Below are 15,694 nucleotides of genomic sequence, written 5' to 3'. Positions count from 1 at the left end.
AAAACGAATCGTTCCATCCAAAGCTTGAATCACAGCCAAGCACGAATGAGAATCCTGAATCCCAACAGACCCTAGGCGCCGTGCGAGCCCACCTGCGATACGTCCAGCGCGACGGCGTCACACGCGAGGGCGAGCCAGGGGAGCTCTATGACGCCGGCAACGATCGCGCCGACGCCAAGGCCTTCGCGGAACGCAGCGCAGGCGATCGCCACCAGTTCCGGTTCATCGTGGCGCCGGAGGATAGTGTGGAGCTGGCGGACTTGAAACCCTTCATCCGCGACCTCATGCGGCAGATGGAGCAGGACCTCGGCACCAGGCTCGACTGGGTCGCTGCCGATCATTTCAACACCGGCCATCCCCATACCCACATCGTCCTCCGCGGCAAGGACGGTGAAGGAGACGACCTCGTTATCGCACGCGACTATATCGCTCACGGCTTTCGGTCGCGGGCGGCGGCGTTGATCACTCGAGAGCTCGGTCCTGAAACCGATATCGAGGTCGCGCGCAAGCTTCAGCAGGAGATCACGGCCGAGCGGCTGACGCGGCTCGACCGGAGTATCCTGCGAGATGCTCCGGACGGAGTTCTTGAGTTGGGTGCGCTGTATGGACGGGAACCTGCCTGGCAAGCGGCCCGTATCGGACGGCTACGAGCCCTGGGGCGGATGGGTTTGGCCGAGGAGAGCGAGCCCGGTCGTTGGCAGATCAATCCCGAGCTGGAGCCCAAGCTCAGACGGATGGGGGAACGCGGCGACATCATCAAAACCATGCACCGCGAGATGGCCGCGGCAGGAGTTACGCGGGCGGCGGCCGACTATGCGATCTTCGATCCGGAAGGAAGCGCGCATCGCCTGGTCGGCCGGGTCGTCGGCGAGGGGTTTGCGGATGAACTGACGGAACGTCGCTATGTCGTGATCGACGGGGTGGACGGACGAACGCACTATGTCGAGCTTGGTAGCCTTCGTCCCAACGAAGAAGTGCCTGTCCGGAACACGATTCTGGAGCTTAGGTCGCGCGTCGCTGAACCGCGCGCAATCGATCGCACGATCGCTAGCGTCGCCGCCCGCCATGGTGGCATCTACAGCGATCGTGCGCATCGAGAATTCGATCCGCAAGCATCGGGCGAATATGTCGGATCACACGTGCGGCGCCTGGAGGCGATGCGGCGCGAGGGGTTGGTCGGCCGGCTTGCCGATGGCAGTTGGAGCGTGGGACGGGATTATCTGGGTCGGGCGCTCCAGTACGAGAAGCTCCAGCAAACGCGCAATCCGGTGCGGGTCGCGGTGCTGTCATGGCAAAGGCTCGAGGATCTGCCGCAGGCGCTGGGTGCCACCTGGCTCGATCGCAAGCTCGTTGGGAAGGAGCCCGATGAGCTCGCATCGACCGGCTTTGGGGCGGAGGTGGAGGCAGCGCTCCGAACAAGACGGCAATGGCTGATCGAGCAGGGGCTGGCGCGAGAGGAAGGTGGCCAGATGCGTTTTGCCCGGAACATGCTCGAGACGCTCGAAGCGCGCGAGTTGGCGTGGACTGCCGCTGAGATATCCGCGCGCACCGGCCTTGAACATTTCGATGTCAGGGCCGGCGACAAGGTCGACGGAGTCTACCGGCGCATGCTGACGCTGAACAGCGGGCGGTTCGCCCTGATCGAACGATCCCGCGAGTTCGTGCTTGTGCCCTGGCGGCCGGTGCTCGAGCGAGCGCGCGGGCAATTGGTCACGGGCCAGGTCGGCGGGGAGGGCATATCCTGGTCGATCGGCATCAAGCGCGGAATTGGACGATGACGGGGGACTTACTTTCGTTTGGGGGCTCGTCGCGTCGAAAAACTCTCGACGTCGGATGTCTTGACCAGGACGGCACCGGGCTCATCGACCGGCGAGGAGAGATACTTGGCGCGAGCGATCTCCTCAATCCTCGACCTGTTCTTGAGGAACGCTTCCACCCGACCATTCTGTCCGAGCCCATCGGCATCGAAATGGTCGTCGAGCGCTTCGCGGCTGACCGCGCAATTGACCACGCCGCCGAGCGCTTGGCCCTGGAATGTCACGACGTCGCGGCTGAAATCATAGCGAGCAGGCGGATTGTCGAAGGAAAGATCGATGCCCGGAATGATCGAGCGAGGTGAGCCAATGGTCTTGAGCACCGCGTCCCGAACGGTGGCCGTAAGCAACGACAGCCCTTCGAGCATCAATTGACGCCACTTGGGGCCGCGGCCATGCGCTTCCTCCCAAGCAGATTTCAGCTCGTGGGGACGCTTTTCAGCCAGGGCCGAAAGCAAGGCCTCGGACTGCTGCAGATCCTTATCGCGCTTTGCAAACCCTTCCGGGCGCCTGCGGGAGATGATGAGTTTGTGGACGGCATAGAGCGCCGGAGCCGGCACGTGCACGTAGATGCCGGGGCCGTGCAGGATGACCGCTGGCTGGGGATCGCGGATCAGGAAATCCAGGAAGCGCAGCGGCTGGGCGTCCGTATTCAGGGCGGGCAGCTTTTGGGGGCGGCCGGTCTCCTTGCCCTGGTGGGGCGTGAGAAAGTCGACGCGCAAGCCGCCCTTGGCGGCATAGCTGGTCACGCGGCGGCCGTCGGCGGTATGAGGAACGGCGCGAAAGGATTTGTCGACCTCCTTCAGCACCTCCAGAACGGGCGGCGTGGAATCCTCGACCGCGACCGAGACGTTCTTGAATTGGGCAATGTCGACGTCGCCGGTCTGCAGCGAGCCGGAGGAGAGGCGAACGCCGAGCATGGCGGCATAGGTCTGATAGGCGATCGTTCCAACGAGCACGCCACGGAGCCGAAACACGCCGGCCTTGGCGAGCGCTGCTATGACGTCGCCGATCTCGGGAATGGGGCGAGGAAAGCTGAACGAGCGGACAAGGGTGGATACGAGCGCGCGGCGCTCGCGTTCGTCCTCGCGGACCTCCTTGTGGTGGGCAATGCGCTCCAGGAGTTCTGGCGTCTCCGGGCCGACATAGCGCTGCGACCGCTCAGTGCCAGTGCCGGTCTGGAAGTACCAGTATTTGCGGCCATTGATGCTCTTGGCCGTGAACGAGCCGTTGTCAGCGAAGGCCTCCTGGAAAGCGGCATTGGCGGTGCGCTCCAGCAGCTCGGCATAGGTCGTTTGGGCAACCAGGGAAGGGGCAGGCATGGTCGGTTCCGCCATTATACTCAGTGCGCGGAGTGAGTATAATAGGGGCGGAACCCGACGTCCAGCCGGCTTATACTCACATTGCAAGATGAGTATAACGAGCATAACCCTGAGTTTGAGGCCGAATCGGTGCGTCCGGCCTAGAATTGGCGCTTTGGCTCGGTCCGTCGCTGGTCTCCGCAACCTGCGTCCCGCACGCTCCTGAGCGCATCAAGGATCATCCAGTTTGAGCGGATCGCTCACCTTCTGTTGAAGCGCTGGATCATCCTCGCCGAGACCGGATGCAGATCCTTCTCGCCGTCGCACGCCTGATCAACGTTGCTCCTGCTTCCCGGACGCGATTTTTATTTCGATTGAACGCAAAGCGCATCCGCCGCTTTCATCGCGCCGCTCGCGTCGCGTGAGCAAGTGGGGCGAGCCGGATGTTTCCAGCAAAAATCTATGTCGGTCAGATCGCCGTCGTGCTCGGCATCGTCATGGTGTCGACCTGGGGCGCGACGCAATGGACGGCTGCAGCTCTCGGCTATCAGCAGCGCCTTGGCGAACCCTGGTTCCTGTTCGTCGGCTACCCCGTCTATCTGCCCTGGCGATGTGGTTCGCCTATGAGGCCTATGCGCCCGAGATCTTCGAGGAGGGCGGAGCCATTGCGGCAGCCGGCGGCATCGCAGGCGCGCTGTTTGCAATCGTCAATTCGGTGTGGCGCGCGCGCCAGAGCCAATTGGTGACGACTTACGGCTCGGCAAGGTGGGCGACGTCGAAGGAGATCAAGGCGGCCGGCCTGTTCGCATCGAAGGGCGTGTTTCTAGGTCGCCTCGAAAACAACTATTTGCGCCACGACGGACCGGAACACGTCATGTGCTTTGCACCGACCCGGTCGGGCAAGGGAGTGGGGCTGGTGTTGCCCACATTGCTGTCGTGGACCTCGTCTGCGGTGGTGCACGACATCAAGGGCGAGAACTGGGAACTGACCTCCGGTTGGCGTTCGACGTTTTCGCACTGCCTCTTGTTCAATCCGACCGATTCCAGAAGCGCCCGCTACAATCCGCTGCTTGAGGTGCGCAAAGGAGCGGCCGAAGTCCGCGACGTCCAGAATATCGCCGACATCCTGGTCGACCCCGAAGGGGCGCTTGAACGCCGAACCCATTGGGAAAAGACCAGTCATTCGCTGCTGGTCGGCGTCATTCTTCACGTCCTTTACGCGGAAGAGAAGAAGACGCTCACCCGCGTCACCGAGATCCTGGCCGATCCTGCGCAGTCCTTTGAGAAGACGCTCAGGATCATGCTGGCGACCAATCATCTCGGCACTGAGGCCGAGCCTAAGGTGCACCCCGTGGTCGCCGCGACCGCACGAGAGCTGCTCAACAAGTCCGAAAACGAGCGCTCAGGCGTTCTCTCGACCGCTGTGAGCTTTCTCGGGCTCTACCGTGATCCCGTCGTCAGCCGAAACACCGAATACTGTGATTGGCGCATCGCCGACCTCGTGAGTGCCGACAAGCCGGTCACGCTCTATCTCGTTGTTCCGCCGTCGGACATCAGCCGTACCAAGCCGCTGATCAGACTGATCCTCAACCAGATCGGTCGGCGGCTAACCGAGACGCTGCACACCAAGGCAGGTGACCGCACGCACCGCCAGCTCCTGATGATGCTGGACGAATTTCCCGCACTTGGCCGGCTCGACTTCTTCGAAAGCGCGCTCGCGTTCATGGCCGGTTATGGCATCCGCGCCTATCTGATCGCGCAGTCGCTCAACCAGATCGCAAAGGCGTACGGCGAGAACAACGCGATCCTGGACAATTGTCACGTCCGCATCGCATTCGCCGCCAACGACGAGCGCACCGCCAAGCGGATTTCAGACGCCCTCGGCACCGCAACGGAACTACGCGCACAGCGCAACTATGCCGGTCATCGGCTGGCTCCCTGGCTTGGCCATGTCATGGTCAGTCGTCAGGAGACCGCGCGTCCTTTGCTGACGCCAGGCGAAGTGATGCAGTTGCCGCCCGACCAGGCCATCGTGCTGGTGTCCGGCCTTGCACCAGTCCGGGCGATCAAGCTGCGGCACTATGAGGACGCAAACTTCGTCAACCGTCTGCGCAAGCCACCATTCTTGGCGGACGACGAGTATGCCGACCGGCCGCCGGTCCGCACTGACGATTGGCGCGGCGAAGTGCGCACCACCGACCTTCGCCTCGCAACCCTGCCATATCGCGAGCTCATGCAGACGGGCGGCGAGGAAGGCGGCCTCAAGCAGCAATTGCTGTTGTTCGACGAGACTGCACCGGCAGTGAGCGAACCTCGCGCCTTCGAGAAGCGATTGCTCGACGACGAGTCCGACGTCGCCGCCGACCGCAGCCAGATGCAGCAGGCTGCAAGCGCGTCAAGCACCGTACGCCGCGCCCATGCCGTCACCCGCGACGACGACGATCTTCTCCCTTCGTTCTGAAGAGTATCCCGATGAAACCGAAACTGTCGGCCTATGTCAGCGATAGCGTGGCGCAACGGCTCGAACTCGCAGCCAAGCGTCCCGGAGCCAACAAGTCAGCCATTGTCGAGGCTGCGCTGGATCGCTTTCTCAACCCCGAGCGTGACACCAGCGGCGATGCGGCGCTGATCCGAAGGCTAGACCGGATGAGCCGGCAACTGGAAGGCGCCGACCGTGACGTGAGCGTCCTGGCGGAGACCATCGCGCTCTTCATCCGCTACTACCTGACCATAACGCCGCCGCTGCCTTCCCAAGATCAGGATGCAGCGCGAGCGCTCGGCCGCGAGCGGTTCGAGATGTTTGTCGCCCAGGTCGGCAAACGCGTCGCCTCCGGCGGCCGGCTTGTCGCCGACGTCATGGACCGCGTCAGCGCCTCGAAGCCGGATCTCTTCATGCGGAACCTCGAGGAGGGCGCCCCTCTGGGCGCAGCCCAACCCGGCGACACAGGATCCCGCGCGCAGAACGCGGCGGGGGAGCCGCCGGAGCATTCTCCGGCAGGGCGAGAGGAGGTCGGCAATGTCTGATCTCCTCTCGCCAGAGACCCGCGAACGGCGTCGCGGCATGCTGCGGACCGCCATGGGACCGGCGATCGCGCTCGCCTTGGAGGAAGCCGATGTCGTCGAGGTCATGGTCAATCCCGATGGGAAGCTTTGGCTTGACCGGCATGGCACGGGCCGCGCGGACACCGGCGTCGTTCTGACGCCGCAGGAGTCCGAGCGGATCATCCGGCTGGTTGCGAGCCACGTGCGGGCGGAAGCCAGCGGTTCCTCGCCAATCATCTCGGCGGAACTCCCCGAAACGGGGGAACGCTTTGAAGGCGTCTTGCCGCCGGTCTCGCTCGCGCCTTGCTTTGCCATTCGCAAGCCCGCAACGACCACGTTCCGTCTGTCCGACTACGTCAAGGCGCAGATTGCCTCACTGCTAATGGCAAAGGTGCTGACGGCCGCGGTCAGTGAGGCGCGCAGCATCCTGATTGCCGGCGGCACCGGGTCGGGCAAGACGACGCTTGCCAATGCGCTTCTAGCGGAGATCGCCGGCCTCGAAGAGCGGGTGGTCATCATCGAGGACACCCGAGAGCTGCGCTGCGAAGCAAAGGATGCCGTGACGCTCCGGACCAAGCCGGGCGTGGCGAGCCTTGCCGATCTCGTCCGCTCCACGCTGCGCTTGCGGCCCGACCGCATCATCGTCGGCGAGGTCAGAGGCGCCGAAGCCCTCGACATGCTGAAGGCCTGGAATACGGGCCACCCCGGCGGAATTGCCACGGTCCATGCCAACTCGGCACGCGCTGCGCTCTACCGGATCGAACAACTCATTCAAGAAGCGGTCGCAACCGTGCCGCGCCGGCTCATCGCCGAGGCGATCGACGTCATTGTTTTCATCAAGGGACGGGGTCCCGCACGGCGCATCGAGGCCGTTGCCGAGCTCAAAGGCCTCGATCCGTCAGGCGACTACCTGCTCGAAACTCCGCCCGGACTTCCAAACATCTCTCACCGCCCATGACCTGAAGGAGACTGCATAATGTCCATTCGACTACGTCTCAACGCGCGTTCGCGCCTGCGTGGCTCCTGCTCGATCGGCGGGCGTCCCTTGATTGAGCTTGGCGCTGCCTCGGCCTGCATGCTTCTCAGCGTCACGGCGGCGCACGCCGCCGGTTCAGGCATGCCGTGGGAAGCCCCGCTCGAGCGTGTCCTGGAATCCGTGCAGGGACCGGTCGCAAAAATCGTCGCCGTCATCATCATCACCGTGACCGGCATATCGCTGGCCTTCGGCGACACCTCCGGCGGGTTCCGCAAGATGGTCCAGGTCGTGTTCGGCCTTTCGATCGCTTTTGCGGCGAGCTCCTTCTTCCTTTCGTTCTTCTCGTTCGGTGGCGGAGCACTGATCTAATGCGCCCCGATGGTTTTGAACTCGTGCTTCACCGGTCACTGACCGAACCGATTCTGATCGGCGGCGCGCCGCGTGCGGCCGCCATCCTGATCGGGACCTTGTCCGCCGTGCTGGCGCTCGGCTTGCGACTTTGGCTCGCAGGGCTCGTGCTGTGGGTGATCGGCCACAGCACGGCCGTGTGGCTCGCCAAGCGCGATCCGGCTTTCGTCGAAGTCGCCATCCGCCACACCAAGCACAAAGGGCGGCTCGCATGCTGAACCTGAAAGAATACCGCGGCCATGCGTATCGGCTGGCCGATTGGCTGCCATGGGCATGCCTAGTCGCCCCGGGCGTTGTCCTGAACAAGGATGGCAGCTTCCAACGGACGATACGCTACCGCGGACCGGACCTCGACAGCGCGACCGAGGCCGAGCTGATGAGTGTCGCCTCACGCGTCAACAACGTCCTCAAGCGTTTCGGCTCAGGCTGGGCTCTCTTCTTTGATGCCACGCGTATCCCGACTGGCGAATATCCGAGGTCGGAATTTCCAGATCCTGTGTCCTGGCTGGTGGATGAGGAGCGGCGGGCCGCTTTTGAAGGCGCCGCTGGGGTGGCATGGGAGGATCCGTCACGCCCCGACGGGCAGCATTTCGAGAGCGTGCTGCATCTGACCTTGATGTACCTGCCGCCTGCCGAAAGGGTCTCGCGCCTCGAAGGTTTATTTCTCGAGCGCCCGAATGAGAGGCATAGCGTTGCGGGAAAGGGGAAGCGCATTCGTCGCGATCAATCGATCGAAAGTCCTAAGAAAAGCGCCATCCATGCCGGCGAGATTGATGGCCAGCAGAGATTTGACAGCAACCAGAAAGGCTATCGGGAACATCTCCAGCGGTTTGTCCAGGAAACCGACCGGGCGATCGATCTGCTCTCGTCGGTCTTGCCCGAGATATGGCCGCTCAACGATGAGGAGACGCTCACCTATCTTCATAGCTGCGTCTCGACCAAGCGTCACCCGGTCAGCGTTCCGAAAATCCCGGCTTATCTCGATTGCTTCCTGAGCGATGAGCCGCTGACCGGTGGATTGTCGCCCGCGATCGGACGAAGCCATCTTCGTGCGCTCACCGTTCTTGGGTTTCCGCACGTCACCTTTCCGGGCCTGCTCGATGAACTGAACCGACTTGGCGTCGCCTACCGCTGGGCGACCCGGTTTATTCCGCTGGACCGCACGCAGGCGAACGCGACACTGTCGCGTTACCGGCGGCAATGGTTTGCCAAGCGCAAGTCGCTTGCCGCAATTCTGAAGGAAGTCATGTTCAACGAGCAGGCGGCGCTGCTCGATACCGACGCCAGCAACAAGGCGCTCGACGCCGATGCAGCTCTCTCCGAGCTTGGCGACGATCTGGTTGCCTTCGGCTACATCACCACGACCGTTACCGTCAGCGACGAGGACTCGCATCAAGCGGACGAGAAGATCCGCGCGGTCGAGCGGGTGATCAATAGCCGCGGGTTTACGGCCGTCCGGGAGAGCGTCAACGCGGTCGAGGCTTGGCTCGGCGGCCTGCCGGGGCAAGCCTATGCCAACATCCGCCAGCCGATCGTCCACACGCTGAATCTCGCCCACATGTGCCCATTGTCGGCAGTGTGGGCTGGACCTGAGCGGTGCGAGCACCTTGATGGCCCGCCGCTCCTGGTCGCCAAGACCAAGGGCGCGACCCCATTTCGTCTGTCGCTCTACGCCGGCGACGTCGGGCACACGATCATTGTCGGCCCCACGGGGGCGGGCAAATCGGTCCTGCTATCGATGCTCGCGCTTCAATTCCGTCGATACCCGAACGCCCGATTGATCACGTTTGACAAGGGGCGGTCGGCACGGGCGACCACGCTTGCGTTGTCGGGCGCCTGGTATGAGCTCGGCGCCAAGGGCGGCATCGCGTTTCAGCCGCTCAAAGATGTCGCGGAGGAAGGGGCGAGGCTCTGGGCGCTCGACTGGCTCTGCGGCGTGCTCGCCCATGAGGGCGTGACCATGACGCCCGATGTCAAGGAGACGCTCTGGTCGGCGCTAAGGAGCCTCGGTTCTGCGCCGGTCTCGCAGCGGACGATGACCGGGCTCGTGGCGCTGCTTGCCCGCGACGCGTTGCGGCAGGCGCTGCAGCCCTACACGCTTGAAGGACCGTACGGTCGTTTCCTGGACGCGGACGCCGAGCCGCATTCGCGAATGGCTGAAGACGCTACGCAAGAAGAACGTCGCCGTCATTTTCGCGACCCAGTCACTGGCCGATATCGCCGACAGCCAGATCGCACCTGCGATCATCGAATCCTGTCCAAGTCGAATATTCCTGCCGAACCCCCGTGCGCTGGAGCCGACCCAGACCGAGACCTATCGCCGGTTTGGCTTGAACGACACTCAGGTTCGCCTGATCGCGGAAGCATTCCCCAAGCGCGACTATTATCTGCAGTCCCGCGCCGGAAATCGCTTGCAGCATCGCTTACGGGCGCGTCTTCGACCGTGGGCACTGCGTCCCGTGCTTTACCTGCGGATCAGCTCTCCAGCGCGGGCGGCGCCAGCGGACGAACGACTGGTGCACCCGCCGCAAGGGCGGGCCAACCAACAGCTTCGTCAGGACGGGGGCACGCGAAGGAAGCGGCCAAGGTCGCGGCTCACACGCTGAAAGAAGGTGATAAGGGCGCGCATTCGTCGGGTCCGAAGCTGGGGGAGGAATAAGGCATGGCCAGTCACCCATTTCAGCGCGTGTCCGTTCGTTATGGCGAGACGCCGGAGCCGGTCACACCCTATCAGAAGGCAGCCCAGGTCTGGGACGAGCGGCTAGGAGCAGCTCGCGTGCAGGCGAGCAACTGGCGATTGGCGGCGCTGATGGCCGTCGGTCTGTCCGGTGTGCTCGGATTGACGATCTTTACCCAGAACGCCCGCTCAGGGGTCGTTCCTTACGTGGTCGAGGTCGACCGGCTCGGCGAGGTCCGGGCGGTTGGGCCGGCCCTCGAAACTTACCATCCATCAGACGCGCAGATTGCGCACTTTCTCGCGCGATTCATCGAGAACGTGCGCTCGCTATCGATCGACCCAGTCATTGTGCGGGCCAACTGGCTGCGCGCCTATGACTTCGTCACCGACCGCGGCGCACAGGCGTTGAACGATTACGCACGGGAGGCCGATCCTTTCACAAAGATCGGCTCGAAGACGGTGACCGCCGAGGTCACGTCCGTGGTGCGTGCATCTAGCGACAGTTTCGAGATCCGCTGGAAAGAAAACACCTTCGAGAACGGCTCGATCGCCAAGACAGAGCGCTTCACCGGCCTCGTCACCACGGTTCTCAAGCCGCCCGCGAATGCCGAAACGCTGCGGAAGAATCCTCTCGGCCTCTACGTCCATTCCCTAAACTGGTCGCGCGACCTCATTGGAGACGCCAAATGAACTCTGCTGTCCTCACCAAGCTCGCGTCGGCCAGTGTCCTTGCGTTGTCGCTCGGACTTGTAGGATGTGCCACCAAGCTCAATCTCGAAGCGCCCTATGATCAGATGACCTTCGAGAAGGCGCTTCCTGAGGCTGATCCGCCGGCCCCGGTGCAAGTCGTCGAGACGCCCAAGGTCTTGCCGTTACCTGGCCAGTTGAAACCCATTCCAACAAAGGGCGCCAAGGAGGAAAAGCTACCGCCGGAGCAGGCGATCGCCAAGGCGAACAAAGCGGCCAGGATGGAGCCGACGCGCGCCGGATACATCAACGCCATCCAAGTCTAAACGTCGAATGCATGATCAGTCTGGAGCGGGCTTGGCGAAGGATTTCTATCAGACGGTCGCGATGGTCCTTCCCGCTGAGCACGATATCTTCCGGGTGGATCGGGACGGTGCGAACGATATTACCATCCATCGCAGAAGTTGAGGCTCGGCGCGGCGGCTTGATCGTCATCGCCGTACCGGGCCTGTTGTCCTTGGCTGCGCGACGTATCGCAGCAACGAGCTGTTCGGCCGGATCGGGCGGCAGGCCTTTGATGCTGTTGCCGATCACAGTGAACAAGGCGAATTGATCTACCGTGTCGGAGGCGCTGTAGTCGACGCTGGAGAGCTCCTCGTCGTCCGCCAGGACCTGGTCCGCGGCGGCATAAAGCTCAAGACTCGACAAGCGTCCCCAGCCACCATCAATGACGAGACGGCGGACGTCGTGCTCGCGTTCGATCGCCTCGATCTCCGTGGGACGATATGGTTTCAGGTCGCGCAGGCCATAAGCCCGCCAAGCGAAGGGCTCCATTGTGAATGATATTCTGCGTGGCACCCGACGGGTAACCGGCGGCAATGTCTCGAAGGTTTCAACGACTTCGCGGCCGGCCTCGGTGGCGCGGAAAGAGGCACCCTTCCGGGCGGCGGCAAGCTCGACCCACCCGAACCGCATCATGCGCAGAATGATCTCTGTGATCAGGCGGGCAGGGATACATGCAACCTTCGCCAGTTCACCGGCGGTGCTGGGCTCAACAGCCAAGGCCCAAAGGATCAGACGATCGACGCCGCTCCAATGGCGTCCCTTGTCAACCCATACCCTGAGACGGGCAAGCTTGACCGGTACCGCGACGCGCACGGCGTGCCGGCCGCTCATGATTTCGGATCCGTCATGAGCGAGGCCCACGGCACCGCCTCGAATTTGGGCGTCTTCCCGTCGGGTAGTGTCTCTTTTGCCAATTGGTCGAATACCTCCGACATTTTGGCAAGGAAGGCGGGCACCGTGCGATCATCTTTGTTGTGACGTCGATAGCGCCGTCCCTGGACGCGGAGGAATTCCATACTACCGACGATGATGAGTTTCCATTTCGCCCGGCTCAGCAGCACATTCATGCGTCGCCGATCGCGCAAGATGCCGAGAGCCGCCCGTCCGACATGGTCGTTGTTCCGCACCAGCGAGACGACGACGACATCGGCCTCACTGCCTTGAAACGAGTCGACTGTGCTTTCGAAGCCCGGCGCATTCGTCCCGGGTTTGAAGTCCACCAAATTTGCGAGTCTGCCCTGCAGGCCATCCTCGATCGCGCGGCCCAAACGCTCGACCTGCTCATTGTAAGGAGAGAGAACAGCCAGCGTCGATGGCTCGGTCGGCTTTTTCGGGGCTGCTTTGAGCATTCCGAGCACGGAGAGCACAGCCTGCAACTCCGCCGGATTGTGATATGTGGGACGTTGCTCTCCGGCGCTGCCCTCACGTTGTACATAGGGAAGGTCGACAAAAACAATTGGAGAAGACGGCAGGCGCTCGTCCGTTATCGTAAAGGGTGGCCGCTCACTGTAGAATTCCGCTTCGCGTTCTTCAGGTGTATCGAGCGTTCCCTTGTAGAAGCATTGAGAAATCACGGTGGCGATGGCGGGATGCATCCGGTGTTGCTGCAGAAGTTCTGTCGCCACCCGACGCCGGCGCTGGTCAGATCGTTTCTGCCGATCGAGCTCGCTGGTCACCAAGCTCTCAAACAGCAGCAGCATGCGGCGCGCCGATGCGCAGGTCTCGCTCAAGACGCTGTCGTCCTCGACAGCTTCCTTGAGATCATCCAGTCCAAAGTCGCGGAATATGTTGCCGACCAGTGGATCACTTTCTGCCAGGGCGCGCTTGACGCGCGTTTGATCTTCCAAAAACTCGGCGATCCGGTCGGTATCGAAGGGCGGCAATTGATTGTGGTCCCCGATCAGCAGGCGCCGCATCGAAAGCAGTTGAGGAGCGAGAAGTTCCGGCCCGGTTGCTTTCGCGGCTTCTTCCACGATTGTCCAGTCGAACTGCGCGCCGTCCTCGATCAACCGGGCAAGGTCTCCGGAATTTGTGGTCGAGAACAGAATGTTGGCTGATTGCAGGACAAGCGCTTCAAACGACCGCCGCTGGCGCAAGGTCGTCAGCGGGAGTTTCGCCCGCAGGTTCCCTGTCACGTCAGCGGCCGCGGTCATATCGCGCAATGATTGCTGGATGGCGCGCGGTGCCCGCCGACGGAGCGGGCTATCCTTGAGCTCCTTCAGATATGCTTTCGCCCGATCGGGGGTTTGCGCGCCTGAAAGGTCCGCGCCGTTATCCGCCTTGGAGCGAACCAGGATGACATCGTCGGCCAGCCCGGTTTTTTTGAGCATCTTCTGAACGGACGCCGCGAGGTGGTCCAAGGCTTGATGCGCTTGCGCGCTCAGGAGAAGGCGGATCGCGGAGTCCCCGGCCAAAGCTCTGCGCACGACCTCTGTAACCAGTCTGGTCTTGCCGACGCCAGGCGGACCAACAACGAGCTGGGCCGGGCCAGTGGACCAAATCGAGCGCAACGCATTCTGTTTCGACCCGTCAAGCTTGTCGAAATGCGCGTCCTCAACAAGCGGATCATCCTGGTAGGTGCGCAGCCGCCCGCGTGGATCCGCCAGCATGTGGGCGAGTTCGGACTGGGTGGAAAGCATTGTCAGCATCCGAAGCCGCCGCCGGAGAACCTGTTCTGTCCCCGTTTCGTCGACTTTGCGCAAGTGAAGCTGAGCGTTCGGTGGCACGACGCCGTCGAGAACCTCGAATTCGTAAAGCCGTCGGTTATTCTTCTGGATCGGACGAATGAAACGGACATTGGCGGCAGCTCGAACCGTCATGCCAAGACCGGCAGCTTCGGTGAGTTGCCACTCCGCGTCGACGTCAGCTTCTTCGCGATCGAAGAGCCTTCGCATGAGCTTGTGCGGTTCGTCCACACTTAGCGCCTGCGACAGACGCATGCGATGTTCGGAGTCGCTTGGCGCGATTTCAACGATCCGTTTGTTCCCTTGACGCCGTTGGTCCACCAGCTCCACCGGTGCGATCTCGGCTGCCCTGAAGAGCGCTTCGGCGATCTGGGCGAGCAGCAAGCCGCGTCGAACGGCAAGAGTCGGATCTCCATCCGGTGTCATGTCGAAAGCTGCGCTCCAATCAAGCGCATCGGAACGCAATTCATTCAATCGGCGCGAAGCCGCAGCAAAGCGGATGATCTCGATCCGGTGCGCGGGAAGGTCAATTGTTTCCCGCCGTCCCAGAAAAACGCCGTCTCTGGGACGAGCGTTGTTGCATGAAGCCACATTCCAGGTCTCGTCGGACCCTACGACACGAAGCGGTTGAAGGTCGTAGACCAGGCTTTCGGTCATCAACAGGAAATCGCCCCTTGCCGTGCGGCTAAGGCTCGCGCCGGTCTCCAGGTCTGCGCGGATGAAATCGACCTGGCTATCGGCATCGTCGGCGTCGAATGCATCGCCTGATGCTGCATTCAACGTCCCGGAAAGGCGACTTGTCGGCCCGAGCCGGAGTGCCAGCACATAGCGGCCGTTGTCGGCAAACGCCTCCGCATCCAGCTCATTGAGAACGGCGTCGATTCGGCTCGTGACTGTTGCTGCATTAAGGATGCGATTGCGTTCAGGATCAAACAGGAGCCTTATCAGGTCGATTTCCGAAGCCCGAAGATCGATTTTCGTCCGCCCCTCAATGAACTCGATTTCTTCTTCGTCGAGCTTGTCTGCATCCAGACCAATGAGATTGGTCACAACCTGGCCGAGAGCACGCCAATCGTCCAGAAACGAGAAAATGACCGAGCCTACCGGACGGCTTTTCGCGATCACGCGAAGGGGAGCCTTGTTGAGCTCGGCGACCCGCAGGCAAAACTCAAATCCGCCGAGCCGGAAGTCGGGTTTTGTCGCAGCCCCGGTGGAATAGATGGCCCGGCCATCTATTCGTCCATGGACCAGGCCTTGGCCATGTACCGTACCAAGGGCTTCCGCCAGACGACGCAAATTCTTCCAAAGGAGGGCGCGTTGACGTGGCCCCTGCAATGCACGGAGCCAATGATCGGGACGTACAAACCGCGCGGCGTGTTCGAGAGGCGCTACATCGCTTGGCATGATGATGTAGAACGCGTCGTCGCTTTCTCCCGAAGCCAATACCTCCACAACGACTTCGTCGGCGCGAGGAAAGGCGCGCACCCGCTCACTCTGGCGCATTTCATGCCGCCAAAGCTCTCTGAAATCGGCATCCACCGCGGTCCCGGTTTTCTCCCAGTATTTGAGAACCACTGGGTCGCCGGTCCGGCGATCGGTGGCGCGGATCACGGCGGATTTGAGCGCGGCCGTATTGGGGGAGGACAGAAAGGTTTCATCGAGCTCAAAGCGCTGCTCGAGGGTATCTAGTGGTTCATCACAGTGATTTTGACGTTTTGATACCGAGCCATTCGAGGATCGGCAAGTTTTCGGGTGGCAGG

General features: G+C 62.3%; 11 protein-coding genes and 2 pseudogenes. 10 read left to right on the top strand and 3 right to left on the bottom strand.

The features are described 5' to 3' along the window. The coding region (rlxS, locus tag AAFX91_RS28590) for a relaxase/mobilization nuclease RlxS (protein WP_394568869.1) at positions 1-1,778 on the top strand (1,778 nt) is incomplete at its 5' end. An 8-nt stretch (positions 1,779-1,786) separates the two neighbouring features. Here rlxS and AAFX91_RS28585 read toward each other — a convergent pair. Next, entirely contained in the window at positions 1,787-3,136 is a 1,350-nt protein-coding gene (locus tag AAFX91_RS28585) for a GSU2403 family nucleotidyltransferase fold protein (protein WP_394568868.1), read from the bottom strand. 281 nt (positions 3,137-3,417) lie between these two features. Between AAFX91_RS28585 and AAFX91_RS28580 the strand changes: the two genes are divergently transcribed. The 9 genes and pseudogenes from AAFX91_RS28580 to AAFX91_RS28540 all read left to right on the top strand — a co-directional run bounded on the left by AAFX91_RS28580 (position 3,418) and on the right by AAFX91_RS28540 (position 11,231). After that, positions 3,418-3,540, top strand: coding sequence for a hypothetical protein (locus tag AAFX91_RS28580; protein ID WP_283813315.1), 123 nt, complete (start codon positions 3,418-3,420; stop codon positions 3,538-3,540). 18 nt (positions 3,541-3,558) lie between these two features. Further along, positions 3,559-5,576: pseudogene (locus tag AAFX91_RS28575) on the top strand (conjugal transfer protein TraG). Positions 5,577-5,587: 11 nt separating this feature from the next. Beyond that, a complete protein-coding gene (locus AAFX91_RS28570) occupies positions 5,588-6,139 on the top strand; it encodes a CopG family transcriptional regulator (protein WP_130229213.1) in 552 nt (183 codons plus the stop codon). Beyond that, positions 6,132-7,115: a P-type conjugative transfer ATPase TrbB gene (gene trbB, locus AAFX91_RS28565; protein WP_394568867.1), complete on the top strand. Its 984-nt coding sequence runs from the start codon at positions 6,132-6,134 to the stop codon at positions 7,113-7,115. Before AAFX91_RS28570 ends, trbB begins: the two co-directional genes overlap by 8 nt. Positions 7,116-7,232: 117 nt before the next feature. Next, entirely contained in the window at positions 7,233-7,502 is a 270-nt protein-coding gene (locus tag AAFX91_RS28560) for a TrbC/VirB2 family protein (protein ID WP_130229227.1), read from the top strand. Next, the gene (locus AAFX91_RS28555; RefSeq protein WP_130229214.1) at positions 7,502-7,759 is read left to right on the top strand and encodes a VirB3 family type IV secretion system protein; all 258 of its coding nucleotides are present in this window, start codon (positions 7,502-7,504) and stop codon (positions 7,757-7,759) included. Before AAFX91_RS28560 ends, AAFX91_RS28555 begins: the two co-directional genes overlap by 1 nt. Further along, a pseudogene (locus AAFX91_RS28550) lies at positions 7,753-9,955 on the top strand (conjugal transfer protein TrbE); the annotation flags it as partial. The gene AAFX91_RS28555 and the pseudogene AAFX91_RS28550, both read left to right, overlap by 7 nt. Before the next feature lie 248 nt (positions 9,956-10,203). Further along, entirely contained in the window at positions 10,204-10,908 is a 705-nt protein-coding gene (gene trbF / locus AAFX91_RS28545; RefSeq protein WP_130229218.1) for a conjugal transfer protein TrbF, read from the top strand. Next, entirely contained in the window at positions 10,905-11,231 is a 327-nt protein-coding gene (locus AAFX91_RS28540) for a hypothetical protein (protein WP_394568866.1), read from the top strand. Before trbF ends, AAFX91_RS28540 begins: the two co-directional genes overlap by 4 nt. On the opposite strand, the gene AAFX91_RS28535 is transcribed toward AAFX91_RS28540, so the two are convergent. Next, the gene (locus AAFX91_RS28535) at positions 11,212-12,081 is read right to left on the bottom strand and encodes a hypothetical protein (RefSeq protein WP_394568865.1); all 870 of its coding nucleotides are present in this window, start codon (positions 12,079-12,081) and stop codon (positions 11,212-11,214) included. The two genes, AAFX91_RS28540 and AAFX91_RS28535, sit on opposite strands and share 20 nt — an antisense overlap. Then, positions 12,078-15,545, bottom strand: coding sequence for an AAA domain-containing protein (locus AAFX91_RS28530; RefSeq protein WP_394568864.1), 3,468 nt, complete (start codon positions 15,543-15,545; stop codon positions 12,078-12,080). Before AAFX91_RS28530 ends, AAFX91_RS28535 begins: the two co-directional genes overlap by 4 nt. Between the last annotated feature and the right edge of the window lie 149 nt (positions 15,546-15,694).

Source organism: Bradyrhizobium sp. 31Argb, from assembly GCF_043638955.1.
GTDB lineage: Bacteria > Pseudomonadota > Alphaproteobacteria > Rhizobiales > Xanthobacteraceae > Bradyrhizobium.
Note: the sequence above shows the minus strand (reverse complement) of the source record. Positions and strands in the feature narration are given on the sequence as shown.

Excerpts from the sequence above, each read along its gene's own strand:
- AAFX91_RS28585 (WP_394568868.1), bottom strand. The coding sequence starts at position 3,136 with ATGCCTGCCCCTTCCCTGGTTGCCCAAACGACCTATGCCGAGCTGCTG.
- AAFX91_RS28580 (WP_283813315.1), top strand. The coding sequence starts at position 3,418 with ATGCAGATCCTTCTCGCCGTCGCACGCCTGATCAACGTTGCTCCTGCT.
- AAFX91_RS28570 (WP_130229213.1), top strand. The coding sequence starts at position 5,588 with ATGAAACCGAAACTGTCGGCCTATGTCAGCGATAGCGTGGCGCAACGG.
- trbB (WP_394568867.1), top strand. The coding sequence starts at position 6,132 with ATGTCTGATCTCCTCTCGCCAGAGACCCGCGAACGGCGTCGCGGCATG.
- AAFX91_RS28560 (WP_130229227.1), top strand. The coding sequence starts at position 7,233 with ATGCTTCTCAGCGTCACGGCGGCGCACGCCGCCGGTTCAGGCATGCCG.
- AAFX91_RS28555 (WP_130229214.1), top strand. The coding sequence starts at position 7,502 with ATGCGCCCCGATGGTTTTGAACTCGTGCTTCACCGGTCACTGACCGAA.
- trbF (WP_130229218.1), top strand. The coding sequence starts at position 10,204 with ATGGCCAGTCACCCATTTCAGCGCGTGTCCGTTCGTTATGGCGAGACG.
- AAFX91_RS28540 (WP_394568866.1), top strand. The coding sequence starts at position 10,905 with ATGAACTCTGCTGTCCTCACCAAGCTCGCGTCGGCCAGTGTCCTTGCG.
- AAFX91_RS28535 (WP_394568865.1), bottom strand. The coding sequence starts at position 12,081 with ATGAGCGGCCGGCACGCCGTGCGCGTCGCGGTACCGGTCAAGCTTGCC.